The 24,015-nt window shown below is 63.4% G+C and carries 21 protein-coding genes; 7 read left to right on the forward strand and 14 right to left on the reverse strand.

Annotation, left to right across the window (positions count from 1 at the left end):
• Positions 1-35: 35 nt before the first annotated feature.
• The 7 genes from cheB to H620_RS0100290 form a co-directional block, all read right to left on the reverse strand.
• Positions 36-1,049, reverse strand: coding sequence for a chemotaxis response regulator protein-glutamate methylesterase (cheB, locus tag H620_RS0100260; RefSeq protein WP_023382014.1), 1,014 nt, complete (start codon positions 1,047-1,049; stop codon positions 36-38).
• Positions 1,046-3,325, reverse strand: a complete 2,280-nt coding sequence (locus H620_RS0100265; RefSeq protein ID WP_027906543.1) for a hybrid sensor histidine kinase/response regulator — start codon at positions 3,323-3,325, stop codon at positions 1,046-1,048. Before H620_RS0100265 ends, cheB begins: the two co-directional genes overlap by 4 nt.
• Positions 3,322-3,987, reverse strand: a complete 666-nt coding sequence (locus tag H620_RS0100270; protein ID WP_023382016.1) for a chemotaxis protein CheW — start codon at positions 3,985-3,987, stop codon at positions 3,322-3,324. The genes H620_RS0100265 and H620_RS0100270 overlap by 4 nt, the downstream gene beginning before the upstream one ends.
• On the reverse strand, positions 3,984-5,249 hold the full coding sequence (locus H620_RS0100275) for a CheR family methyltransferase (RefSeq protein ID WP_027906544.1): 1,266 nt from the start codon (positions 5,247-5,249) through the stop codon (positions 3,984-3,986). The genes H620_RS0100270 and H620_RS0100275 overlap by 4 nt, the downstream gene beginning before the upstream one ends.
• Entirely contained in the window at positions 5,246-5,752 is a 507-nt protein-coding gene (locus H620_RS0100280; RefSeq protein WP_023382018.1) for a chemotaxis protein CheW, read from the reverse strand. Before H620_RS0100280 ends, H620_RS0100275 begins: the two co-directional genes overlap by 4 nt.
• A gap of 5 nt (positions 5,753-5,757) precedes the next feature.
• A complete protein-coding gene (locus H620_RS0100285) occupies positions 5,758-7,380 on the reverse strand; it encodes a methyl-accepting chemotaxis protein (RefSeq protein ID WP_023382019.1) in 1,623 nt (540 codons plus the stop codon).
• 127 nt (positions 7,381-7,507) lie between these two features.
• Positions 7,508-8,203 carry a tellurite resistance TerB family protein gene (locus H620_RS0100290; RefSeq protein WP_027906545.1) on the reverse strand — a complete coding sequence of 232 codons (696 nt, stop codon included), beginning with the start codon at positions 8,201-8,203 and terminating at the stop codon, positions 7,508-7,510.
• A 217-nt stretch (positions 8,204-8,420) separates the two neighbouring features.
• On the opposite strand from H620_RS0100290, the gene ydcS reads away from it, so the two are divergent.
• From ydcS to H620_RS0100315, 5 genes are all read left to right on the forward strand, one after another.
• Complete coding sequence (gene ydcS / locus H620_RS0100295) at positions 8,421-9,572, forward strand: putative ABC transporter substrate-binding protein YdcS (protein ID WP_027906546.1); 1,152 nt, start codon at positions 8,421-8,423, stop codon at positions 9,570-9,572.
• A gap of 131 nt (positions 9,573-9,703) precedes the next feature.
• Entirely contained in the window at positions 9,704-10,759 is a 1,056-nt protein-coding gene (locus H620_RS0100300) for an ABC transporter ATP-binding protein (RefSeq protein ID WP_023382022.1), read from the forward strand.
• Entirely contained in the window at positions 10,756-11,688 is a 933-nt protein-coding gene (locus H620_RS0100305; protein WP_023382023.1) for an ABC transporter permease, read from the forward strand. Before H620_RS0100300 ends, H620_RS0100305 begins: the two co-directional genes overlap by 4 nt.
• Entirely contained in the window at positions 11,678-12,484 is an 807-nt protein-coding gene (locus H620_RS0100310) for an ABC transporter permease (protein ID WP_023382024.1), read from the forward strand. The genes H620_RS0100305 and H620_RS0100310 overlap by 11 nt, the downstream gene beginning before the upstream one ends.
• Positions 12,485-12,501: 17 nt before the next feature.
• Entirely contained in the window at positions 12,502-13,926 is a 1,425-nt protein-coding gene (locus tag H620_RS0100315) for a gamma-aminobutyraldehyde dehydrogenase (protein WP_023382025.1), read from the forward strand.
• 257 nt (positions 13,927-14,183) lie between these two features.
• Here H620_RS0100315 and H620_RS0100320 read toward each other — a convergent pair whose 3' ends face one another.
• From H620_RS0100320 to H620_RS0100330, 3 genes are all read right to left on the reverse strand, one after another.
• Positions 14,184-15,290 (reverse strand): NADH:flavin oxidoreductase/NADH oxidase, encoded by a 1,107-nt coding sequence (locus H620_RS0100320; RefSeq protein ID WP_027906547.1) that lies wholly within the window; start codon positions 15,288-15,290, stop codon positions 14,184-14,186.
• Positions 15,291-15,656: 366 nt separating this feature from the next.
• Complete coding sequence (gene recJ / locus H620_RS0100325) at positions 15,657-17,366, reverse strand: single-stranded-DNA-specific exonuclease RecJ (RefSeq protein ID WP_023382027.1); 1,710 nt, start codon at positions 17,364-17,366, stop codon at positions 15,657-15,659.
• A 30-nt stretch (positions 17,367-17,396) separates the two neighbouring features.
• On the reverse strand, positions 17,397-17,939 hold the full coding sequence (locus H620_RS0100330) for a YaeQ family protein (RefSeq protein ID WP_023382028.1): 543 nt from the start codon (positions 17,937-17,939) through the stop codon (positions 17,397-17,399).
• Between the two features lie 132 nt (positions 17,940-18,071).
• Between H620_RS0100330 and H620_RS0100335 the strand changes: the two genes are divergently transcribed.
• Together H620_RS0100335 and H620_RS0100340 are read left to right on the forward strand one after the other, a co-directional pair.
• On the forward strand, positions 18,072-19,271 hold the full coding sequence (locus H620_RS0100335) for a CaiB/BaiF CoA transferase family protein (RefSeq protein WP_023382029.1): 1,200 nt from the start codon (positions 18,072-18,074) through the stop codon (positions 19,269-19,271).
• Between the two features lie 17 nt (positions 19,272-19,288).
• Positions 19,289-20,164, forward strand: a complete 876-nt coding sequence (locus H620_RS0100340) for a TIGR02285 family protein (protein ID WP_027906548.1) — start codon at positions 19,289-19,291, stop codon at positions 20,162-20,164.
• A gap of 129 nt (positions 20,165-20,293) precedes the next feature.
• Here the strand turns inward: H620_RS0100340 and H620_RS0100345 are convergent, their stop codons facing one another.
• The 4 genes from H620_RS0100345 to H620_RS0100360 all read right to left on the reverse strand — a co-directional run bounded on the left by H620_RS0100345 (position 20,294) and on the right by H620_RS0100360 (position 24,009).
• Entirely contained in the window at positions 20,294-20,575 is a 282-nt protein-coding gene (locus H620_RS0100345; RefSeq protein WP_027906549.1) for a DUF3509 domain-containing protein, read from the reverse strand.
• Positions 20,576-20,654: 79 nt separating this feature from the next.
• Entirely contained in the window at positions 20,655-21,059 is a 405-nt protein-coding gene (locus H620_RS0100350) for a hypothetical protein (protein ID WP_027906550.1), read from the reverse strand.
• 176 nt (positions 21,060-21,235) lie between these two features.
• Entirely contained in the window at positions 21,236-22,645 is a 1,410-nt protein-coding gene (thrC, locus tag H620_RS0100355; protein ID WP_023382033.1) for a threonine synthase, read from the reverse strand.
• A gap of 59 nt (positions 22,646-22,704) precedes the next feature.
• Complete coding sequence (locus H620_RS0100360; protein WP_023382034.1) at positions 22,705-24,009, reverse strand: homoserine dehydrogenase; 1,305 nt, start codon at positions 24,007-24,009, stop codon at positions 22,705-22,707.
• Positions 24,010-24,015: the final 6 nt, after the last annotated feature.

Raw genomic sequence — 24,015 nt, forward strand, 5'->3', positions numbered from 1 at the left:
ACTGCCGGCCAGGCGGCGTGATGCAATACATATCGTCATTTTGCAAAGATTTCCATCAGTCGCCCGGCGATTCGCTCCAGCGGGCGTATTTCCACCGCAGCATCAATGGCCGCAGCAGCCTTGGGCATGCCATACACCGCGCTGCTGGACTGATCCTGCGCGATGGTCAAAAAGCCTTGCTGGCGCATCAGTTTCAGGCCATGGGCACCGTCGCGGCCCATGCCGGTGAGCAGCACGCCTACCGCGTCACCGCTCCAGAAACGTGCAACGCTCTCGAAGAACACATCGATCGAAGGCCGATAGATTTCGTTGACCGGTTCGGCAGTGTAGGCCAACTGGCCATTTTGCAGCAGACGTATGTGGTGGTTGGTTCCCGCCAGCAGCACCTGCCCAGGTTGCGGCGGCTCGCCTTCACGGGCCAGGCGCACAGGGAGTCCACTGGCGGTGCTGAGCCACTCGGCCATGCCGGCCGCAAACACCTGGTCGACGTGCTGGACCAGCACGATGGCGGCGGGAAACTCTGGCGGCAGGCCCTTGAGCAGCACTTCGAGCGCTGCTGGCCCTCCGGCCGAAGAGCCGATGGCCACCAGTCCGCGGCGCTGTGATGCCGATCGCAGCGGGGCCGATACCGACTTCGCCGCACTGGTGCGTTGCTGGCCGATCAACCAGCCGATATTGAGGATCTTGCGCAGCAGCGGTGCCGCCGCCTCGCGGGCATCTCCCGCCCCCAGGGCCGGGGTATCGACCACATCCAGCGCACCATGGCCCATGGCCTCGAACACCCGGTGCACGTTCTGCTTGCGGTCGACGGTGACGATCACGATGGCGCATGGGGTCTCGGCCATGATCCGCCGTGTGGCCTCGACACCGTCCATCACCGGCATGATCAGGTCCATCAGGATCAGGTCCGGCAGTTCCTCGCTGCAACGGCGCACGGCTTCGGCGCCGTCGCCGGCCACCCAGATCACCTGGTGTGCAGGCTCGAAGGCCAGGGCCCGGCGCAGGGCTTCAACGGCAAGTGGCATGTCGTTAACGATGGCGATCTTCATCCTTGAGCACCCCCAATCAGCTCCACCACGGCATCCAGCAACGCATCGTCATGGAAGCTGGCTTTAGCCAAATAGTAGTCGGCGCCAGCATCCAGGCCACGCCTGCGATCTTCTTCACGATCCTTGTACGACACCACCATCACGGGCAAGGTTTGCAGGCGTTGGTCACGGCGCACCAGGGTGACGAGTTCGATACCGTCCATGCGCGGCATGTCGATATCGGTGATCAGCAGGTCGAAGTCCTCGCCACGCAGCGCGTTCCAGCCGTCCATGCCATCGACCGCCACGGCTACCTCGTAGCCGCGCGTGCTCAGCAACTTGCGTTGCAGCTCGCGCACCGTCAGCGAATCGTCGACCACCAGGATGCGTTTGCGATCCGCACCACGCGCGCCGTGGGCGCTGCGTTCGATGCGCTCCAGGCGGCCGGTGCTGAGCAGCTTCTCGACCGAGCGCAGCAGGTCTTCGACGTCGACGATTAGCACCACTGAGCCATCATCGAGCAGCGCACCGGCGGATATGTCCTGGATCTTGCCCAGCCGCGGGTCGAGCGGCATCACCACCAGCACGCGCTCGCCAATCAAACGCTCCACGGCCACGCCATAAAGCTGTTCGCGCTCGCGGATCACCACCACCCGCAGGCTGCTTTCATCGCCCTGCCCCGCTGGACGGTTGAGCAACTGGGTGGCGGCGACCAGGCCTACATGGCGGCCTTCGTGCCAGAAGTGCTGGCGGCCCTCGACCTGCACGATCTCCTCGGCAGCCACCTCCAGGGTGCGCTCGATGTGAGCCAGCGGGAAGGCATATGCCTCACCGCCTACCTCGACCACCAGGCTGCGCACCACCGACAGCGTCAGCGGCACTTCCAGTTGAAAACGACAGCCTTGCCCGGCCACCTGGGTCAGTTCGATGGCACCGCGCAGGTCGCGCACCATGTGCTGCACCGCATCCAGGCCGACACCACGCCCGGACACCTCGGTCACCTTGTCGCGCAGGCTGAAGCCCGGCAGGAAGAGGAAGGTCAGCAACTCCGCCTCGCTCATTCGCGACAGCGTTTCGGCAGGCGACAATCCGCGCTCGGCGATGCTGCGGCGCAGTCGCTCCAGGTCGATACCGGCACCGTCGTCACTGAGCTCAAGCATCAACTGACCCGCCTGGTGGGAAGCGCGCAAGCGGATCACGCCCTCGGCCGGCTTGCCCGCCAGCACCCGCCGCTCGGGCAGCTCGATGCCATGGTCGACCGCATTGCGCAGCAGGTGAGTCAGTGGCGCCTCGAGCTTTTCCAGCACGTCGCGATCGACCTGGGTCTTCTCGCCCTCGATCTGCAGGCGCACCTGTTTGCCCAGCGAGCGACCAAGGTCGCGCACCATGCGGCTCTGGCCGGTCAGGACATCGGCGAACGGCCGCATACGGCAGGCCAGGGCGGTGTCGTACAACAATTGGGCGCGCTGGCTGGCCTGCCAGCCGAACTCGTCGAGGTCGGCGGCCTGCTGCTGCAGGATCTCCTGGGTTTCCGCCAGCAGGCGCTGGGTCTGAGCCAGGGCTTCGAGCACTTCCAGACGCTGACCGCTGCCTTCGAGCTGGGTTTTCAGGCCATCGAGCGCGCGCATGCCTTGGCCATGCATGCGTTTGAGACGCTGCAAGGTGGCCAGGTACGGCTTGAGTCGCTGGGTCTCGACCAGTGACTTGCTGGAAAGATCGAGCAGGCTGTTGAGGCGGTCGGCGGTCACGCGTAATACCCGCTCACTGCCCTCGCTGCCTCGCTTGCCCGCCTTGCGCGGCGTCGGTTCGAGGTCAGCCTCTGGCTCTGCCGGGACAGGCCCGATCACTGGCGGTTGCACGAGCCTCTCAGGTTCTGGAACCTCGACTGCGAAGGGCGCGGCGGCTGTGGCGGGATCCAGCAGGCTCGCCATCTGCGCCAGGAAAGCTGGGACAGCCGCCTCACCGGCCGGGTCTCCCGGCGTGGCGATGTGCATCAGCAAGTCGGTGCCGCGCAACAGGGCGTCGATATGCTCGGCGCGCAGCAACAACCGCCCTTCCTGGGCTGCCACGAGGCAGTCCTCCATGACGTGGGCGACGCTGACGCCGGCATCGATGCCAACGATTCGCGCGGCGCCTTTCAGCGAATGGGCCGCACGCATGCAGGCTTCCAACTGGTCAGCCTGGTTCGGATTGCGCTCCAGGGCCATCAACCCAACGCTGAGCACCTGGGTCTGGGCCTCGGCTTCGAGGCTGAACAGTTCGAGCAGCGAGGCGTCACGCAATTGTTCTGGGGTCATGACAGGCTCCGCTGCACGGCAGACAATAATTGGTGATCGTCCAGCACGCGCACGCTGCGTCCACGCCACTGCAACACGCCTGCGGTGAACGGTGCGCCTTCGTGTTCGCCATCCAGCAAGGCTGGGTCGAGCCGGTGAATACCGTCGATTTCATCCACCGCCATCACCACCGGCCCACCTAAGGCAGCCAGGATCAACAACCGTGGCATGGCCCGAACGCCGCGGGCGTCGCCTTGCACGGCCTCCACCTCGAGCAAGTCGGCCAGCGACAGGCAGGGCACCAAGGCACCGCGCACATTGGCCACGCCCTGCAGCACTCGCGAACGTTGATGAGGCAGCGAATGCACGGGCTGAACCGGGGCGATTTCAGCAAGACTGGCGGTGGCCAGCGCCATCCACTCCTCGCCCAGCCGGAACAGCAGCATCGAGCGGCCCACACACGCTTCCACCGGCACGGCCGCTTGCACCACGTCGTCCTGCAACAGCGCGTAGCGGTCCAGCAAGCGCGTGGCGGCCGCTGCGTAGATTTCACAATTGCGGCAGTGTATGTGCCGATCCAGCAGCGGACACTGCTTGTCACCGTGCACGCCGATGCGGTTCCAGCAGTCATCTATGCGATCGTCATCGTGAGCGATCAATTCCATCGCGCTATCGACCTTCATCGTTCAGACTCCCGCCCTACACGCGCCGCACGCTCCTGCAGACGTCGCGCGCCCGCCTCATCCCCTTGGGCTGCCAATAAGGCCGCCAGTTGCACCAGGGCCTCTGGATGCTGGGGGTCGAGGTAGAGTGCCTTGCGATAGTGGGTCAGCGCCTGCGAGGCGTCACCGTCGGTGTCGCTCAGCAACCCCAACCAGTAATACACCTGCGCCTTGGGGGCGAATTGCCGCAGGTAGCGCTGGCAGCTGGCCCGGGCCTGTGCGCTGTCACCGGCATTGGCCTGGCGCGCGATGCTGGCCAACAGCTCGCTCTCGCTCTCTCGCGGCTCAGGCGAAGGCTGCGCCGGTGGCAAGGTACGTAACGGGCGAGGCTTGGCCGTCGACATCGGTGCCGGCGGCGGCAGCGGCGAACGTGGCGTGAATGGCAGGGGCATCGCACGCCGTGGCCGAACCTCAGGCGTTGGCGCATGGCTGTCCTGGCGAACATAGGCGAACGACTGGGCAATACCCAATGGGCGCATGCCCAAGCGTGCCAGCAGACTGCCCTCGGCGGGGCCGATGAACAAAACCCCCTGGGCATGGATCAGGCGTTTGAGCATCTCGAACACCCGCTGCTGGGTCGCCACATCGAAGTAGATGAGCAAGTTGCGGCAGAACACGAAGTCGTAAAGGCCATCACGGCTCGACAGCGCCGGGTCGAGCACATTGCCTACCTGCAGGCTCACTTGTGAGCACACCCTTTGATCCAGCTGGTGGCCATCCTCGATCTCACGGAAATGCCGCTCACGAAACGCCAGTTCACTGCCCCGGAACGAGTTGCGTCCGTAGATGGCTTGCTGGGCCTTGGTCACCGAATTGGGGCTGATGTCGATGCCGTCGATGTGAAACGAAGCGGGACTCAAGCCTGCATCGAGCAATGCCATGGCCGCCGAATACGGCTCCTCGCCGGTCGAACAGGGCAGGCTGAGCAGGCGTAGGGGGCGCTCGCCGGCGAGCTCTGCCAGGCGCCTCTGGGCCAACCCGACCAGGGCGGTGAACGACTCCGGGTAGCGGAAAAACCAGGTTTCCGGAACGATCACAGCCTCGATGAGCGCTTGCTGTTCGTCGGTCGATTGCTGCAGACGCAACCAGTAATCGTCCAGATCGGCCGCGTCCAGGGCCATGCACCGCTGACGCAGGGCGCGCTCGATCATGGCCTCGCCCACCGACTCCACATCAAGGCCGATGCGTTCCTGCAAAAATCGGAAATATCGATGCAGGTTCATGTCGGCACCTGCAGGGGCTGGGTCGGGAACAACAGCATCCGCACGCTATCGGTCAACAGGTCGTCCACCTCGATGCGTTGCAACATGCCCTCGGCATCCTGAAGCACAGGCCCCAGGTAACGCGCATCAGGGTTATCCAGGCCATAAGGTTGGAAGGCTTCGGGGTGGCAGCGCAGGGTGTCGGTGGCTTGCTCGAGCACCAGGCCGAGCTGCTGGTCTTGGCGGTAGCGTACCAACACCAGTCGGGTGCTGGTGCGCTGCACGGCGGGCCTACCGAAACTCAGGACCGAAAGGTCGATCACCGGCACCATCACGCCTCGATGGGCAAGGACGCCTGCGACCCACGTCGGCGCCTGGGCGATCGGCTTCAGCGGGCGACGCGGCAACACTTCGATGACTTCCCGGACATCCAGGGCGAAGCGCTGCTCGCCTATACGAAACTGCAGGTACAGCACGCCCTTGGCATCGGCCGCCACTACCGTGTGGGGATGAAGGTCACTCATCGCCGTCAGACTTTGAAGCGCGACACACCGCCGCGCAGCCCCGCAGCCACCTGGCTCAGTTCGTCGATGGCGAAACTGGCCTGGCGCAAGGATTCCACCGTCTGGGTGCTGGCATCACTGAGCTGGGCCAGCGCCTGGTTGATCTGCTCGGCACCGGTGGCCTGGGCCTGCATGCCTTCGTTGACCATCAACACGCGCGGCGCCAATGCTTGTACCTGGTGGATGATCTGGCTGAGCTGCTCGCCCACCTGCTGCACCTCGAACATGCCGCGGCGCACTTCCTCGGAGAACTTGTCCATACCCATGACGCCAGCCGACACCGCTGACTGGATTTCCCGCACCATCTGCTCGATGTCGTAGGTAGCCACGGCGGTCTGGTCGGCCAACCGGCGCACCTCGGTGGCAACCACAGAGAAGCCTCGGCCGTACTCACCGGCTTTTTCCGCCTCAATGGCGGCATTGAGCGACAGCAGGTTGGTCTGGTCGGCCACCTTGACGATGGTCACCACGACCTGGGTGATGTTGCTGGCTTTCTCGTTGAGGATCGCCAGCTTGGCATTGACCAGGTCGGCAGCGCCCATCACCTGGTGCATGGTCTCTTCCATTCGCGCCAGGCCCTGCTGACCGGAACCGGCGAGGCTGGAAGCCTGATCGGCAGCGCTGGTAACCTCGGTCATGGTGCGGACCAGATCGCGAGAGGTGGCGGCGATCTCACGCGATGTAGCGCCAATTTCGGTGGTGGTGGCGGCGGTTTCGGTGGCGGTGGCCTGCTGCTGCTTGGAGGTGGCGGCGATCTCGGTCACCGAGGTGGTGACCTGCACCGATGAGCGCTGCGCCTGGGCGACCAGGTTGGCGAGGGCCTCGGCCATCTCGTTGAAGCCACTTTCGATGGCGCCGAACTCATCCTTGCGGTCCAGGCTCAAGCGCATGCTCAGGTCACCCGAGCGCAGTTTGTCGAGGGCATGGACGATACGCTGCATCGGTGCGGTAATGGCCCGCATCAGCAGCAAACCACAGATGCCTGCCGCGACGATCGCCAGCAGCAGTGAGACCAACATGCTGCCCTTGGCGGTGCTTACCGCGCTGACGATTTCCTGGGTGGCTGTACCGGCGGACTCACGATTGTGTTCGATGACGGTGTTCAGATGCTTGCGGCCTTCCAGCCAGGCGGGGGTAAGCACCTCGACGATCAGTCGCTCGGCTTCGGCGTAATTGCGCTGACGGTACGCCTCAAGCACCTGGTTTACAGTCTTGAGGTAGTTTTCTTCCATCTGGATGAAGGTGTCGAACCGGGCCTGATCGTCGGCGCCCTGGATGGTGCCTTGGTAGTTGGCCATCTGTTGCTTGAGCCGATCCTCGAAGCTCTTGAACAACTCCATGTCGGCCGCGGTGATTTCACGCCGCTTGGACAGGCCTACCAATTGTTGGCTGGTGACGTAACTGTCGACCCACGCACTGCGAATCATCGAACTGTAGTAAAGCCCGGGGATGCTGTCGGTCCCCACCGCCTCCTCGGCACTTTCGATCGCCACCAGCCGCGAGTAGGCGGCCACGATCATCAGCAGCATGATGGCGATGATCACGGCGAAACTTGCCAGGATCCGTTGGCGCAAGGTCCAGTTCTTCACATTCAGCCCTCAGGAATTCACAACGAGCGGGAAAAATCGCCGAAGTATAGCCCAGGCTTCCTCTGCAATTGCGGCTGAAATTCGTTGTTTCAGGCATCCTTGCCCGACAATATGGCGTTTTGCCTGATCATGGCGTCGACGCCAACCTGACCTGGGTCTCCAGCTCCTGCCGCAGGGCTGGGTCCAGGCGCAACTGGCGGGCCAGTTCATCCAGGTAGGCACGCTCCATGAAGTTTTCCTGATCGACCATCATCACGCTGGCCAGGTACATCTCAGCGGCCATTTCCGGCGTCTGCGCGGCACGGGCGACTTCCGCCGGGTCCAGTGGCTTGTTCAGCTCGGCGTGCAACCAGTGCTGCAGCTCCTGGTCGCTGTCCAGGCGGGTGAACTCACCCTCGATCAAGGCACGCTCGCGATCATCGATGTGGCCGTCGGACTTGGCCGCTGCCACCAACGCCTGCAGCACCGCCTGGCTGTGCTGCTCGGCCTGGGACGCAGGCAGGCGGTCGAGGGTCTGAGGCTCTGCGCCCGCCCCCAGGCCCTGGCGTGCCTGCCAGTTGCCGTAGGCCTTGTAGGCCAGCACACCGAGCGCCGCCAGGCCACCGTAGGTCAGAACCTTGCCGCCATACTTGCGCGCCTTCTTGTTGCCCAGCAGCAGCCCCATCGCCCCGGCAGCCAAGGCGCTGCCGCCGGCGCCGGAAAGCAGGCCGCCCAGGCCACCGGCACCTGCCGCAGGCTTGCCCGCGCCGCCTGCGGTGGTTTGCTTGTTCAGCAGTTCCTGGCCAGATTTGAGCAATTGGTCGAGCAGGCCTCGGGTGTTCATGTGCACGTCTCCACGGCGCGTAAAGTCACGGCCAGAGTAAGGCTTACCGCCATGAACACCACCTGTGGATTTGCTTCCAGATGTTGCGTTGCCGGCACAAAACCCAACTAGACTCGACTTCGCCGACAACCTGCACAACCGCACTACGCTTATAACAATGGCTTCACAGCTTTCTTGATGACTGCCCCGACCAAGATCTCCAAGAAGAGGGAACACCATGTCAGTGCACAAGACCGCATTGCTCGGCGCCGTGAGCGGCGCGCTAGTGGCCAGCGCCAGCTTGCAGGCCGCCGATTTGCCCAAGGCCCTGGGCGCCGGCGAAGGACGACTGGATATCGTCGCCTGGCCGGGCTACATCGAGCGTGGGGAAAGCGACAAGGCCTATGACTGGGTCACAGGCTTCGAAAAGGAAACCGGCTGCAAGGTCAGCGTCAAGACCGCCGCGACTTCCGACGAAATGGTCAGCCTGATGACCAAGGGCGGCTACGACCTGGTCACCGCTTCGGGCGACGCTTCGCTCCGCCTGATCGCTGGCAAGCGGGTGCAGCCCATCAATACCGCGCTGATTCCCAACTGGAAGCACATTGACCCGCGCCTGCAGAACGGTGACTGGTACGTGGTCGACAAGCAGGTTTACGGCACCCCGTACCAGTGGGGGCCGAACGTGCTGCTGTACAACACCAACGTATTCAAGCAACCGCCCACCAGTTGGAGCGTGGTGTTCGCCCCGCAAGACCTGCCCGATGGCAAGCCCAACAAAGGCCGGGTGCAAGCCTATGACGGGCCGATCTACATCGCCGATGCCGCGCTTTACCTGAAGTCGGCCAAGCCTGAGCTGGGCATCAAGGACCCCTACGAGCTCACCGAAACGCAGTACAAGGCCGTGCTCGAGCTGCTGCGTCAGCAACAGCCGCTGGTCCATCGCTACTGGCATGACGCAACCGTGCAGATGAGCGATGTGAAGAACGAAGGCGTGGTCGCCTCCAGTTCCTGGGGCTACATGGTCAACGGCCTGAAAGCCGAAAACCAGCCGGTGGCCTCGACCATACCGAAGGAGGGTGCAACGGGCTGGGCCGATACCACCATGCTGCACAGCGAGGCCAAGCACCCCAACTGCGCCTACAAGTGGATGGACTGGTCGTTGCAGCCGAAGGTGCAAGGCGATGTGGCGGCCTGGTTCGGCTCGTTGCCGGCCGTTCCGGCGGCCTGTACCGCCAGCGAGCTGCTGGGTGCCGAAGGGTGCAAGACCAACGGCTTCGACAACTTCGACAAGATTGCCTTCTGGAAAACCCCACAGGCCCAAGGAGGCAAGTTCGTACCGTACAGCCGCTGGACCCAGGATTACATTGCGATCATGGGCGGACGCTGAAGCCGGTTGAAACCCGACCTGGCTTCCTCACGGGCAAGCCGCTCCTACAGAGTACCGCGCAGTAGCTGTGGGGGCGGGTTAGCCCGCGAAGGGGCCAGAGCAGGAGTAAGAACGTTTCCTGGAGCCCACACATGCCCCTAGCCGTCCAGTTCACCCAGGTTTCCCGCACCTTCGGCGAGGTCAAGGCTGTCGACCAGGTCAGCATCGACATCGAAGACGGCGAGTTCTTCTCCATGCTCGGGCCCTCAGGCTCGGGCAAGACCACCTGCCTGCGCCTGATAGCGGGCTTCGAACATCCCAGCAGCGGCTCGATCCGTATTCACGGCGTCGAAGCCACGGGCGTGCCGCCCTACCAGCGCGACGTCAACACCGTGTTCCAGGACTACGCACTGTTTCCGCACATGAACGTGCGCGACAACATCGCCTATGGCCTCAAGGTAAAAGGCGTGGCCAAGGCCGAGCGCCATGCCCGCGCCGACGAGGCTTTGGCGATGGTCGCCCTTTCTGGCTATGGCGAGCGCAAACCGGCGCAGCTTTCTGGTGGCCAGCGTCAGCGTGTGGCCCTGGCCCGCGCACTGGTCAATCGCCCGCGGGTCCTGCTGCTGGACGAACCCCTCGGCGCCCTGGACCTGAAGTTGCGCGAACAGATGCAAGGCGAGCTCAAGAAGCTGCAGCGCCAGCTGGGCATCACCTTCGTTTTCGTTACCCACGACCAGACCGAGGCGCTGTCGATGTCCGACCGTGTGGCGGTGTTCAACCGGGGTCGCATCGAACAAGTCGACACCCCACGCAACCTGTACATGAAACCGGCTACCACCTTCGTCGCCGAGTTCGTCGGCACGTCCAACGTCCTGCGGGGCGAACTGGCGAAGCAGCTCAATGGCAGCGCCACGCCGTTCTCCATTCGTCCGGAGCACATCCGCCTCGGTGACGCGGCCACTACGGGAACCGAGGTCCAGGTCAGTGGCTTGCTGCGCGACATCCAGTACCAGGGCAGCGCCACCCGCTACGAAGTCCAGCTCGACAGTGGCCAGTTGTTGGCGGTGAGTCATGCCAACGATCGCTGGCAGGACCAGGCTCAGCCCTGGCAACCGGGACAGCGAGTGCAGGCGCGCTGGCCACGCGAGGCCATGACGGCCCTGCGCGAAACCCTCCTCGATACACCTGAACGAGCCCTGCCGAAATGAACCCGGCCGCGGCGTCCCCAGGCCTGCTGCGCAGGTTTTCCAACCTGCTGTACCGACGGCCAAACCTGTACCTGGCGCTGCTGCTGATCCCGCCACTCACCTGGTTCGGCGCGATTTACCTGGGTTCGCTGCTGAACCTGCTCTGGCAAGGTTTCTATACCTTCGACGACTTCACCATGGCGGTAACCCCGGACCTGACCCTGGGCAACTTCGCCGCCCTGTTCAATCCGTCGAACTTCGACATCATCCTGCGCACCTTGAGCATGGCCGTGGCGGTATCGCTGGCCAGCGCCGTGCTGGCCTTCCCTATCGCCTACTACATGGCGCGCTACACCACCGGCAGGACCAAGGCGTTTTTCTACATCGCGGTGATGATGCCGATGTGGGCCAGCTACATCGTCAAGACCTACGCCTGGACCCTGCTGCTGGCCAAGGGCGGCGTCGCCCAGTGGTTCGTCCAGCAGTTGCACCTCGAAGGCCTCTTGCAACTGGTGTTGGCGGTGCCGGGGGTGGGTGGCAGCACCTTGTCCACCTCGCACCTGGGGCGCTTTTTGGTGTTCGTTTACATCTGGCTGCCGTTCATGATCCTGCCCATTCAGGCGGCCCTGGAACGCTTGCCGCCATCGCTCCTGCAGGCCTCGGCCGACCTTGGGGCTACGCCGGGGCAAACCTTCGTGCAGGTTGTTCTGCCGCTTTCCATACCCGGTATCGCCGCAGGCTCGATCTTTACCTTCAGCCTCACCCTCGGCGATTTCATCGTCCCGCAGCTGATCGGCCCGCCCGGGTACTTCATCGGCAGCATGGTCTACGCCCAGCAAGGGGCGATCGGCAACATGCCCATGGCGGCCGCCTTTACTCTGGTGCCCATCGTGCTGATCGCAGTCTACCTAGCCATCGTCAAACGCCTGGGAGCCTTCGATGCACTCTGAAAGTGCTTCGCTGGGGCTGCGCCTGGCTGCGTGGGGCGGGCTGCTTTTCCTGCATTTTCCGATCGTGATCATCATCCTCTACGCCTTCAACACAGAGGACGCAGCCTTTAGCTTCCCACCCCAGGGATTCACCCTGAACTGGTTCACCGTAGCCTTCGCGCGCCCGGACGTGCTCGAGGCCATCATGCTGTCGGTGAAAGTCGCCAGCCTCGCCACGCTGATAGCCCTGGTACTGGGCACCCTGGCCTCGGCGGCGCTATATCGACGCAGCTTCTTTGGCAAGGAGAGCATCTCGCTGATGCTGATCCTACCCATCGCCTTGCCCGGCATTATCACCGGCATTGCCTTGCTGTCAGCCTTCAAGACCTTGGGCATCGAGCCTGGTGTGCTCACCATCGTGGTCGGCCACGCGACCTTTTGCGTGGTGATCGTCTACAACAACGTCATCGCCCGCCTGCGGCGCACCTCCCAGAGCCTGATCGAGGCCTCGATGGACCTGGGTGCCGACGGCTGGCAGACCTTCCGCTACATCATCCTGCCCAACCTGGGCTCGGCCCTGCTGGCCGGTGGCATGCTGGCGTTCGCCTTGTCGTTCGACGAGATCATCGTCACCACCTTCACCGCAGGCCATGAACGCACGCTGCCGATCTGGCTGCTCAATCAGTTGAGCCGTCCCCGCGATGTGCCAGTCACCAATGTCGTCGCTCTACTGGTGATGCTGGTGACCATGTTGCCGATCCTCGGCGCCTATTACCTGACCCGCGGCGGCGAAAGCGTTGCGGGCGGCGGCAAATGACCCTGGAGGTGTCTTCCATGCAAACCCAAATGCTCATCAATGGCCGCCTGGTGACCGGCGAGGGGCCAACCTGGACCGTGCTCAACCCGGCCCTGGGCAGTGCCCTGGCGCAAATCAACGAAGCCACCGAGGCACAGGTCGACCAGGCCGTGTGCGCAGCGGACCAGGCGTTCGACAGCTGGTCCCAATCCAGCCCCAAGGACCGCTCCCTTGCCCTGCTGGCGCTGGCCGACACCCTTGAAAATCATGGCGAGGAACTGGCCCGGCTAGAGTCGCAGAACTGCGGTAAGCCTTTCACGGCGGCGCTGAACGACGAGATCCCGGCCATCGCCGATGTGTTCCGCTACTTCGCCGGTGCTGCGCGCTGCCTGGGCGGCTCTGCGGCTGGCGAATACTTGCCCGGGCACACCTCGATGATTCGCCGTGACCCACTGGGCGTGGTTGCCTCGATCGCCCCCTGGAACTACCCGCTGATGATGCTGGCCTGGAAGATCGCGCCAGCGTTGGCGGCGGGCAATACCGTGGTGATCAAGCCCTCGGAGCTGACCCCGCTGACCGCGCTGCGCCTGGGTGAACTGGCGCAGAGCCTGCTGCCGCCGGGGGTACTCAACATCCTCTTCGGCCGCGGCCAGACGGTCGGCAACCCGCTGGTCACCCACCCCAAGGTGCGCATGGTGTCACTGACCGGCTCCATCCCCACCGGTGCGCACATCATCGGCGCCACCGCCGACAGCGTGAAGCGCATGCACATGGAACTGGGCGGCAAGGCGCCGGTGCTGGTGTTCGACGATGCCGACCTGGATGCAGCCATCGATGGCATCCGCACCTTCGGCTTCTACAACGCCGGCCAGGACTGCACCGCCGCCTGTCGCCTGTATGTGCAGGATGGCATCTACGAGCAATTCGTCGAACGACTGGGCAAGGCGGTGGCCAGCCTCAAACCCGGCCTGCAGGACGCTGAAGATACCGAGCTTGGCCCGTTGATCAGCGCCCAGCACCGCGACAAGGTCGCAGGCCTAGTGCAACGCGCCGTCGCCCAGCCGCATATCCGCCTGGTCACCGGGGGCAAGGCCTTGCCGGGTGATGGTTTCTTCTTCGAGCCGACCGTGCTGGCCGATGCCCTTCAGGATGACGAGATCGTGCGCCATGAAGTATTCGGTCCGGTGGTTTCGGTTACCCGTTTCACTGACGAAACCCAAGCGCTGGCATGGGCCAACGACTCGGAGTACGGCCTGGCCTCATCGGTATGGACCCGCGACACGGGCCGGGCACACCGTTTGGCCGCCCGTTTGCAGTATGGCTGCACTTGGGTCAACACCCATTTCATGCTGGTCAGCGAAATGCCCCATGGCGGCCAGAAGCATTCAGGGTATGGCAAGGACCTGTCGATGTACGGGCTGGAGGACTACACCTGTGTGCGGCATGTGATGATCAAACATTGAGGTTGCCGGCTGGGGTATTCCTTTAGAGGTCTAGCGCCAATAATAAGATCGAGCGCACCGCGGGCTGCGCTCGCTCCTACGATCGTTCCGGGCCAATTAATCTGTGGGATTTGTGCGCGAACGTCTTGGCGCATGACGCGATATCGCATCGTACCCACAAGGCGTTCGCGTGCGCCTGTAGGAGCGAGCGCAGCTCGCGATGCGCCGCCCGCGCGGCGCTCGATTTCAGCCCCACCCCACCGCTGTCGCCATACGCCCTAATCCCGCAAATCCGATTCGTGAATTGGGTTGGCTCGGCTGGTTGCCCTTTGATACTGCGCCGGCCAGGTGGCCTTGTTGCCGCCCAGGTCATCATCGGCATGCAGCGGCCAGTAAGGATCGCGAAGGAGTTCCCGGGCCAGGAAGATCACGTCGGCCTGGCCAGTGCGCAGAATGTGCTCGGCCTGGGCCGGTTCGGTGATCATACCGACGGTGCCCGTGGCAATCTCCGCCTCCTTGCGCACGCGCTCAGCGAAGCGCGTCTGATAGCCGGGGCCGGTAGGAATCTCGGCGTTGACCGAGGTGCCACCGGAGGAAACATCGATCAGGTCGACACCCAGCACCCGCAAGCGGCGCGCCAGTTCGACGGTTTCATCCGGGTTCCAGCCATCCTCGACCCAGTCGGTTGCCGAGACGCGCACGAACAGCGGCAGTTCTGCCGGCCAGACCTTGCGAACGGCCTCCACCACCTGGAGGGTCAGGCGGATGCGGTTCTCGAAGCAGCTTCCGTACTCGTCACGGCGCTGGTTACTCAATGGTGAGAGGAACTGATGCAGGAGATACCCATGGGCCGCGTGGACTTCGACGACCTTGAAGCCCGCTTTCAGCGCTCGCTCGGTCGAGGCGACGAAGGCATCGATCACGCTCTGAATCTCGTCCTTGCTCAACTCGCGCGGTGGCGTGTGCTGCGGGTCGAAGGCGATCTTCGAGGGGCCCACCGGCTGCCAGCCACCGTCTTCGATCTTCACACTGCCCTGCTTGCCCAACCAGGGCCGATACGTACTGGCCTTGCGCCCAGCGTGGGCCAGCTGGATGCCCGGCACGGCGCCCTGGGCGGTAATGAAACGGGTAATGCGCTGCAAAGGCGCAATCTGATCGTCGTTCCACAGGCCGAGGTCTTCGGCAGTGATCCGACCATCGGCGGTCACCGCGACGGCCTCGCTGATGACCAAGCCGGCGCCACCCACGGCTCGGCTCCCCAGGTGAACGAGATGCCAATCGTTGGCCAGGCCATCGATCGCAGAATACTGGCACATCGGCGAGACCGCGATGCGGTTGGGCAGCGTCAACTGACGCAGGGTGTAAGGCTCGAGCAGCAGGCTCATGAGGGCACCTCCCAAGGACTCCAATGGTGATCCAGTCCGGACACTCAAGTGCACATCCCTGGCCCGGTGCCGGTCATTAATCAGACTAGACCAGATTGGAGGGCAACAGATTTTCGGTGGCTATGAAACCGAGCGCCGCCCGCGCGGCGCATCGCGAGCAAGGCTCGCTCCTACCGCTGCTTCGGGCCAGTCATGCCTGCACGATTTGCGCGTGATCGCCTTGGTGCACGGCCCAATGACCGCACGCGTCTGCAGGAGCGAGCCTTGCTCGCGATGCGCCGCGCGAGCGGCGCTCGATTCACACCCCCAAACCCTCCAGACAGGCGCGTGGATGCCGTCATGCAGATCTGCCGTCTGAAGGAGCGCTCAGCGCGGCTCCATGTGGGCGATCATCAACTGCACGCTTTCATTACCGCGAAACTCGTTCACATCCAGCTTGTAGGCCAATTCCACCCAACGCACGGTGGGGTTTGGCCAGACCTCGCGGTCGATCCCGAAGGCAATGCCATCCAACTTCACGGCACCACATTCGCTCTTGAGCACCACCTTCAGGTGCCGCTCGCCGACCACCCGTTGCTCGACCAGTTGGAACACGCCATGGAACAGCGGTTCGGGGAAGTGCTGCCCCCAAGGGCCGGCGTTGCGCAGGGCCTTGGCCAGGTCGAGGTGGAACTCTTCGACCGCAAGGGTGCCATCGGACAACAGGCGGCCGGTCAGGTCCTCCTCGCGCAACTGGCGACGGACTTCCTCGTCGAACGCCTCGGCGAATGCCGGGAAGTTGGCCTCCGGCAAGGAAAGCCCGGCGGCCATGGCATGTCCACCAAACTTGCTGATCAGCTGCGGATGCCGGGCTGCCACGGCATCCAACGCATCGCGAATATGAAAGCCCGGCACAGAGCGCGCCGAGCCCTTGAGCATGCCCTCCCCCGCATCGGCAAACGCGATGGTAGGACGGTGGTAGCGCTCTTTCAGGCGCGAAGCAAGAATCCCGATCACCCCCTGGTGCCAGTCGGCGTCGAACAGGCACAGGCCATAGGGCATGGACTCGACCGGCAGGTCCTTGAGCTGGGCCAGGGCTTCGCGTTGCATGCCCTGCTCGATGGACTTGCGGTCCTGGTTCAGGTCATCCAGCTGCTGGGCCATGTCCATCGCCAGGGCGGCGTCCTCGCACAGCAGGCATTCGATACCCAGGCTCATGTCATCCAGTCGCCCGGCCGCGTTCAGCCGTGGGCCGAGAATGAAGCCGAGGTCGGTCGAGGTGATACGCCGATGATCACGCCGCGCCACTTCCAGGATGGCCTTGAGGCCAGGACGAGCGCGGCCTGCACGGATGCGCTCGAGGCCCTGGTGCACCAGGATGCGGTTGTTGGCATCCAGGGGCACCACGTCCGCCACACTGCCAAGGGACACCAGGTCGAGCAACTCGCCGATATTCGGTTGGGCTTGGGTCTGGTAGCGCCCCAGGCTGCGTAGGCGCGCACGTAAGGCCATCAGTACGTAGAAGATGACCCCGACGCCGGCCAGCGCCTTGCTTGGGAACTCGCAGCCCGGCTGGTTGGGGTTGACGATGGCGTCGGCATCCGGCAATTGCTCGCCCGGCAGGTGGTGGTCGGTCACCAGCACCTTGAGCCCCGCGGCCTTTGCAGCAGCCACACCGTCCACGCTGGAGATCCCGTTGTCGACTGTGACCAGCAATTGCGGCTGGCGTTGCAATGCGACCTGGACAATCTCCGGGGTCAGGCCGTAGCCGTACTCGAAACGATTGGGCACCAGGTAGTCGACATGGGCCGCACCCAGCAAGCGCAGGCCGAGCACGCCCACCGTACTGGCCGTCGCACCGTCGGCATCGAAGTCGCCGACGATGAGGATTCGCTGGCGCTGGTCGATCGCCTCCACCAACAGGTCGACCGCCGCCTCGATCCCCTTGAGTTGCTGGTACGGCAATAGGCGCCCCAGGCTTTTGTCCAGCTCAGCCTCGGATTGCACGCCACGGGCGGCGTACAAGCGCGTCAACAACGGGGGTAGGTTACCCAGAAATGGCAGGGTCGGCGGCAGTGGGCGAGGTTCGATACGCATAATGGCTTCGGCAGTCAGGGTCTATGAAGGTCAGCCACGCTCACCGAGCAGCCATTGCAACTGCACTTCGTGCTGGCCACGGTCGTCGGTGACGAAGACCGTCCCTTCGCTGATCATCACGTCCCACTTGATGGTGCGGGGCATGTCGGTGGCCAGGGTTTCCAGCACCTCTTGCGGCACAGCGGCAATGCTGAGGTTCTTCAGGCCCTTGACCGCACCCACCACCTTGCCTTCCCAAACCCGCAGGCTGCCGTAGGCCAGCAGGCTGGTGCGCTCGGTGCGGCGCGAGCACCAGGTCAGGCGCTCGGCGTCCGGCTGGCCGACTTCGATCCAGTGCAGGATGCGATCATCCAGGCTTTTTTCCCACAGCGCCGCTTCATCCACATCGGACAGTCCACGACCGAACGACAGGTTTTCGTTGTACCAGAGGGCATAAGCCAGCAAACGCACGGCCATTCGCTCTTCGGTTTCCGAAGGGTGACGGGCAATGGTCTGCCTGACGTTTTCGTACACGCCACGGTCAAGATCGGTCAGATTCAGTTCGAATTTGTAGGTGGTGGACGGCTGGGCCATGGTCGACGGGCTTCTTGCGCAAAGAAAAGTGGCACAGTCTAACCGATACGCGACGTCGTTGCCGCGCAGCAGTTTCTGCCGCCAGCGACCTATGATAAAACCACCGCTCTGCCCAGTCGCCACGGATGCCACATGCCTACGCCCAGCAAACCCCTCGCAGGTCTGAAAGTCATCGAACTCGGCACCCTCATCGCCGGCCCGTTCGCCTCGCGCATCTGCGCCGAATTCGGCGCCGAGGTGATCAAGGTCGAGTCCCCCGACGGCGGCGACCCACTGCGCAAGTGGCGTAAACTCTACGAAGGCACCTCGCTGTGGTGGTTCGTCCAGGCCCGCAACAAGCAGTCGCTGACCCTTAACCTCAAACACCCGGAAGGCCGCGAAGTCCTCAAGCGGCTATTGGCCGAAGCCGACATTCTCATCGAGAACTTCCGTCCAGGGGTGCTGGAAAAACTTGGCCTGGGCTGGGATGTGCTGCAGGCTCTGAATCCGAAACTGGTGATGGTGCGCCTGTCCGGCTTCGGCCAGACCGGCCCGATGAAAGATCAGCCCGGTTTCGGTGCGGTTGGCGAGTCGATGGGCGGGCTGCGTTACATCACCGGTTTCGAAGACCGCCCGCCGGTGCGCACCGGGATTTCCATCGGTGACTCGATCGCCGCCCTGTGGGGCGTGATCGGGGCATTGATGGCTCTGCGCCATCGTGAAGTCAATGGCGGCCAGGGCCAGGTCGTCGACGTGGCGTTGTACGAGGCGATTTTCGCCATGATGGAAAGCATGGTCCCGGAGTTCGATGTGTTCGGTTTTATCCGCGAACGCACCGGCAACATCATGCCAGGCATCACCCCCTCCTCCATCCACACCACCGCCGACGGCAAGCATGTGCAGATCGGCGCCAACGGTGATGCGATCTTCAAACGCTTCATGCACGCCGTCGGCCGCGACGACCTGGCCAACGACCCAAGCCTGGCCACCAATGATGGCCGCGACCTGCGGCGCGACGAGCTATATGGGGTGATCGACCGCTGGGCCAACAGCCTGACGCTGGAGCAAGTCATGCAGGTACTCACCAGCGCCGAGGTACCGGCAAGCCGGATCTACTCGGCCGAGGACATGTTCAACGATCCACAGTACCTGGCGCGCGAAATGTTCCTCCAGGCTCGCCTGCCTGACGGCAAGCCGTTCAAGATGCCTGGCATCGTGCCAAAGCTGTCGGAAACACCCGGTTCTGCCGAGTGGGTTGGCCCAGCACTGGGAGAACATACCGACGCCGTGCTTGAGCGCTTGGGATATGACGCTGCCGCCATCGCCAACCTGCGCCAGAGTGGCGCAGTCTGATACTGCCGCGCCCGCCCATGCCAGCACCTGGCCTGCTACGTCGGCTGACCGGCCTGCTTGGCCTGCTGGCTACCCTGGCCACTGGGCCGGCGCTGGCCAAGGAACGCGTGCTGTGGCTGGTGCGAGACCTGCCGCCGTTCACCATTTTCGAAGGGACAGAGAAAGGCCAGGGTGTCATCGACCAACTGCTGCCGCTGTTGATCTCGCAGATGCCGGAGTATGAACATGACATCGTGCGGGTTAACCGCGCCCGCGGGATTCAGATGCTCCAGGACCCGCGCAGCCTCACGTGCGACCCGACACTACTGTGGACGCCAGAGCGGGAAAAGTTCGTGCATTTCTCCATTCCATCCCTGGGCGTGCTGAGCGGTGGGCTGCTGGTCCGCAAGCAAGACCGCGACGTGGTCGAACCATTTTTGGATGACCAGCAGGTGGATCTCAAGCGCTTGCTCACCGACACACGGCTTAAACTAGGCATTGTCGCCGAGCGCAGCTACAGCGCCCAGATCGACGCGATACTACGTCAGTTGCCCGACGAAGCCTTCAGCCGCCATTACGGCAACGACGCTACCGCCAGTCTTCTGCAGATGCAGCAGAAAGGGAGACTGAAGCTGATGCTGGGGTATCGGCACGAGGTCAACTACCTGACAGGGCAACAAGGGGGCTCGGCGGATGACTACCTCTTCTACCCTATCTTGGGTGTGAACCGCTTCCAGTTCCTTCACGTAGGCTGCTCGGACACACCGATGGGGCGCCAAGTGGTCGAGCATATCGACCAGTTGCTACCGGCGCTTCGTCAGGACACGCTGCCGCTCTATTACTCGCACTGGCTCGATCCCGAGCAACGTGAGAGTTATCTGGAACAGAGCCGCCACTTTTTCCACACCCCATGAAAAAGAAACCCCGGAGCGCTGGGGAAGACGCCCGGGGTCAATCGAAAGCCCTCATGGGCTTCCCGTGACAGCCCCGCCATCACCGGAGCGAAGTTCTGGCTGGCTGCCCTACTGTGTCTGATACCCCCTTCATGCAAAGGTTCCCTGGCTTGCAGGCCGTTGCTGCAGTGCCGCTATCACACAGGGCTGCAAGCGACCCTCTGCGATCTGCAGGTCGCGGTGCAGGCCATCCACCAAGTCGATCAACAAGCGTTGTTCCTGCAACTGGCGCACACTGACGGTGCGCCTGAGCGTCAGGCTACCAAGACTGTCGTACACGCTCAGCAAGCGATTACCGCTGGCCTGCGCTTCACCGAGTTGGGTTTTATAAGGGGAAAGTGCGTCATTGAGCAGCTTGCAGATTCTTTCCATCCGGATCACTCGCTGGGTGGTGGGACATGAAGGAACTGACCTGCGAATACGGTGCAAAGTTCGCCATGAAGCATTCGCTTCAATGAGCATGCGTAGGTGAGATGACAGTTTGAATACGCTGCAAGGCCTGTTGCCAGCGCGGCATTGGCAGCGGCCAAGGCAGCTCGGCCAACACCCAAAGACCGCGCCGCCGGGCTTCGTTGGCGAGGTTCAGGCAGCCCTCGTTCGCCTGGCCGACGAACAGCAAAGCGCGCAAGCAGCGCTTGTTTGCGATCTGCTCCAGCAGGGCCATGCCGCTTTCAGGCGCAATGGCATGGTCGAGGACCAGCACATCGGCGACCTGCTCGCATGCCAGGCACGCATACAGGTCATCGAGCGTTGGAATGACGCGCACATTGAAAACGCCCACGGCATTACAGGCCTGATGCAGGAGGATCTGGTGAGAGGGGCGTGGCTGGTGGAGCAAGACGTGGGGCTGATGCATGAACCGCTCCTGATGGGAGGACCGGTCACTCTAGGCGGGGCACCAAACGCCTTATATAGGAGATATCTGAAAGGGGTTTCGGAAAATTCGTCAGCGATAAGTGCGCGCCGCAACCTATCGCCAGCAAGCAGGCGCCTGCAGTACGTCGCAGGCGCCTGTTTGTCAGGTTGCCGGGATTACAGCGGCTTGCCGCGGTTGCCGTGCTGGCTGACGAAGGCCTGGACCGCCTTGAGGTCGTTGGCCAGTACCGTGCAACGTTCCTCACGGCTGAACAGGTCGCTCAGGTGAGCCGGCAGTTCCAGCGCCTTGCCAACGCCCGCCTTTTCCACCGCTTCCGGGAACTTGACCGGGTGCGCGGTACCCAGCACCACCATCGGGGTGTCGAGACTGCGACGGCACTCACGGGCGGCCTTGACGCCAATGGCGGTGTGCGGATCGAGCACCTCACCCGTAGTGGCGAACACCTCGGCGATGGTCTGGCAGGTCTGCTCGTCGTTCACTGCCAGCGAATCGAACAGCTTGCGCGCTTCGGTCCAGCGGTCTTGCTCGACGCTGAAACCACCCCCTTGCTTGAAGTTCGCCATCAACTCGGCGATCGCTGCTCCGTTGCGACCGTGCAGGTCGAAAAGCAGGCGCTCGAAGTTGGAAGAAACCATGATGTCCATCGACGGCGACAGGGTCGCGTGCAGGGTTTCCTTGACGTACTGGTTGCCGCTCATGAAGCGGTGCAGGATGTCGTTACGGTTGGTGGCCACCACCAGCTGGCTGATCGGCAAGCCCATGTTGCGGGCCAGGTAGCCTGCGAAGATATCGCCGAAGTTGCCGGTCGGTACCGAGAATGCCACCGAGCGAGCCGGGCCACCCAGCTGCAGTGCTGCGTGGAAGTAGTAGACGATCTGGGCCATGATGCGCGCCCAGTTGATCGAGTTGACCGCGACCAGACGAGTGCCTTTGAGGAACGACTGGTCGGCGAAGCTGGCCTTGACCATCTCCTGGCAGTCGTCGAAGTTGCCTTCGATGGCGATGTTGTGGATGTTGTCGCCGAAGATGGTGGTCATCTGACGACGCTGGACTTCCGAAACACGCTGGTGCGGGTGCAGGATGAAGATGTCGACGTTGTCGCAGCGACGGCAGCCTTCGATAGCGGCGGAGCCGGTGTCACCACTGGTGGCGCCGATGATCACCACACGCTCGCCGCGCTTGGCCAGTACGTGGTCCAGCAGACGACCGAGCAATTGCAGGGCGAAATCCTTGAACGCCAGGGTCGGGCCGTGGAACAGCTCCATCACCCACTCGTTGGTGTTGAGCTGACGCAGCGGCGCTACCGCGGCATGGGCGAACTCGCCGTAGGTTTCCTCGAGGATCTTCTTGAAATCGGCATCGGCGATGCTGCCGTCGACGAACGGACGCATCACGCGGAATGCCAATTCGTGGTACGGCAGGCCAGCCCAGGAGGCGATTTCTTCCTGGGTGAAGCGCGGCAGGTTTTCCGGTACGTACAGGCCGCCATCGCTGGCAAGGCCCGCCAGCAGGACGTCTTCGAAGTTCAGGGCCGGTGCCTGGCCGCGGGTGCTGATATAGCGCATGGGTACAAACCTTCGGTGCTGGGGCCCGGGCCGCGCTGGCGGCCCGACGGCGGTATTTGTTAGTTGAGCTGTTCGACGCGGATGCGCACGACCTTGCCGACCACGTCCTGCAAGGCCTCCAGGGCGACGATGGCGTCGTTGATGCGCTGCTCGACCACACCGTGGGTCAGCAGAATCATCGGTACCAGGCCGTCCTGCTCCTCGGCTTCCTTCTGCATGATCGACTCGATGTTGATGCCGCGTTCGGAAAGAATGCTGGCAACCTGGGCCAGTACGCCCGGGTGGTCCTTGGCCTGGATACGCAGGTAGTAGGCGCTTTCACAGGCTTCGATCGGCAGGATCGGGTGAGCCGACAGCGAGTCTGGCTGGAAGGCCAGGTGCGGCACGCGGTTCTCCGGGTCGGAAGTCATCGCGCGGACCACGTCGACCAGGTCGGCCACCACCGACGATGCGGTCGGTTCCATGCCGGCGCCAGCGCCGTAGTACAGGGTCGACCCTGCAGCGTCGCCGTTGACCATCACGGCGTTCATCACACCGTTGACGTTGGCGATCAGCCGGTCTGCCGGAATCAGCGTCGGGTGCACGCGCAGTTCGATGCCCGCTGGCGTGCTGCGAGCAACGCCCAGGTGCTTGATGCGATAACCAAGGGCCTCTGCGTAGTTCACATCGGCGGTGGTCAGCTGGGTGATGCCCTCGGTATAGGCCTTGTCGAACTGCAGCGGGATACCGAAGGCAATGGACGCCAGAATGGTCAGTTTGTGCGCAGCATCGATGCCTTCGACGTCGAAGGTCGGGTCGGCTTCGGCATAGCCCAGCGCCTGGGCTTCGGCCAGCACGTCGGGGAAGGCACGGCCCTTCTCGCGCATCTCGGTGAGGATGAAGTTGCCGGTGCCGTTGATGATGCCGGCCAGCCAGTTGATACGGTTGGCCGAGAGGCCTTCGCGAATGGCCTTGATCACCGGGATGCCGCCGGCCACCGCCGCTTCGAAGGCAACGATGACGCCTTTCTCGCGGGCCTTGGCGAAGATTTCGTTGCCATGCACGGCAATCAGCGCCTTGTTGGCGGTGACCACGTGCTTGCCATTCTCGATGGCCTTGAGCACCAGGTCGCGGGCAACGGTGTAGCCACCGATCAGCTCGATGACGATGTCGATCTCCGGGTTGCTCGCAACGTCGAACACATCAGCGGTAATGGGGGTACCGGTAATCTGGCAGTTCGGGTTCTGCGAGCGCATGGCGATCTGTGCCACTTCAATACCGCGCCCGGCACGGCGGGCAATCTCCTCGGCGTTGCGCTGAAGTACATTGAAGGTTCCGCCACCGACGGTCCCCAACCCACAGATGCCTACTTTGACCGGTTTCACTGTGAA

This window comes from Pseudomonas taiwanensis DSM 21245, from assembly GCF_000425785.1.
GTDB lineage: Bacteria > Pseudomonadota > Gammaproteobacteria > Pseudomonadales > Pseudomonadaceae > Aquipseudomonas > Aquipseudomonas taiwanensis.

Coding starts and splice junctions, on each gene's coding strand:
- thrC (WP_023382033.1), bottom strand. CDS start 22,645: ATGCGCTATATCAGCACCCGCGGCCAGGCACCGGCCCTGAACTTCGAA.
- H620_RS0100275 (WP_027906544.1), bottom strand. CDS start 5,249: ATGAACCTGCATCGATATTTCCGATTTTTGCAGGAACGCATCGGCCTT.
- H620_RS0100330 (WP_023382028.1), bottom strand. CDS start 17,939: ATGGCCCAGCCGTCCACCACCTACAAATTCGAACTGAATCTGACCGAT.
- H620_RS0100265 (WP_027906543.1), bottom strand. CDS start 3,325: ATGACCCCAGAACAATTGCGTGACGCCTCGCTGCTCGAACTGTTCAGC.
- H620_RS0100270 (WP_023382016.1), bottom strand. CDS start 3,987: ATGAAGGTCGATAGCGCGATGGAATTGATCGCTCACGATGACGATCGC.
- cheB (WP_023382014.1), bottom strand. CDS start 1,049: ATGAAGATCGCCATCGTTAACGACATGCCACTTGCCGTTGAAGCCCTG.
- H620_RS0100280 (WP_023382018.1), bottom strand. CDS start 5,752: ATGAGTGACCTTCATCCCCACACGGTAGTGGCGGCCGATGCCAAGGGC.
- H620_RS0100350 (WP_027906550.1), bottom strand. CDS start 21,059: ATGCATCAGCCCCACGTCTTGCTCCACCAGCCACGCCCCTCTCACCAG.
- H620_RS0100290 (WP_027906545.1), bottom strand. CDS start 8,203: ATGAACACCCGAGGCCTGCTCGACCAATTGCTCAAATCTGGCCAGGAA.
- H620_RS0100340 (WP_027906548.1), top strand. CDS start 19,289: ATGCCAGCACCTGGCCTGCTACGTCGGCTGACCGGCCTGCTTGGCCTG.
- ydcS (WP_027906546.1), top strand. CDS start 8,421: ATGTCAGTGCACAAGACCGCATTGCTCGGCGCCGTGAGCGGCGCGCTA.
- recJ (WP_023382027.1), bottom strand. CDS start 17,366: ATGCGTATCGAACCTCGCCCACTGCCGCCGACCCTGCCATTTCTGGGT.
- H620_RS0100335 (WP_023382029.1), top strand. CDS start 18,072: ATGCCTACGCCCAGCAAACCCCTCGCAGGTCTGAAAGTCATCGAACTC.
- H620_RS0100305 (WP_023382023.1), top strand. CDS start 10,756: ATGAACCCGGCCGCGGCGTCCCCAGGCCTGCTGCGCAGGTTTTCCAAC.
- H620_RS0100300 (WP_023382022.1), top strand. CDS start 9,704: ATGCCCCTAGCCGTCCAGTTCACCCAGGTTTCCCGCACCTTCGGCGAG.
- H620_RS0100315 (WP_023382025.1), top strand. CDS start 12,502: ATGCAAACCCAAATGCTCATCAATGGCCGCCTGGTGACCGGCGAGGGG.
- H620_RS0100320 (WP_027906547.1), bottom strand. CDS start 15,290: ATGAGCCTGCTGCTCGAGCCTTACACCCTGCGTCAGTTGACGCTGCCC.
- H620_RS0100310 (WP_023382024.1), top strand. CDS start 11,678: ATGCACTCTGAAAGTGCTTCGCTGGGGCTGCGCCTGGCTGCGTGGGGC.
- H620_RS0100345 (WP_027906549.1), bottom strand. CDS start 20,575: ATGGAAAGAATCTGCAAGCTGCTCAATGACGCACTTTCCCCTTATAAA.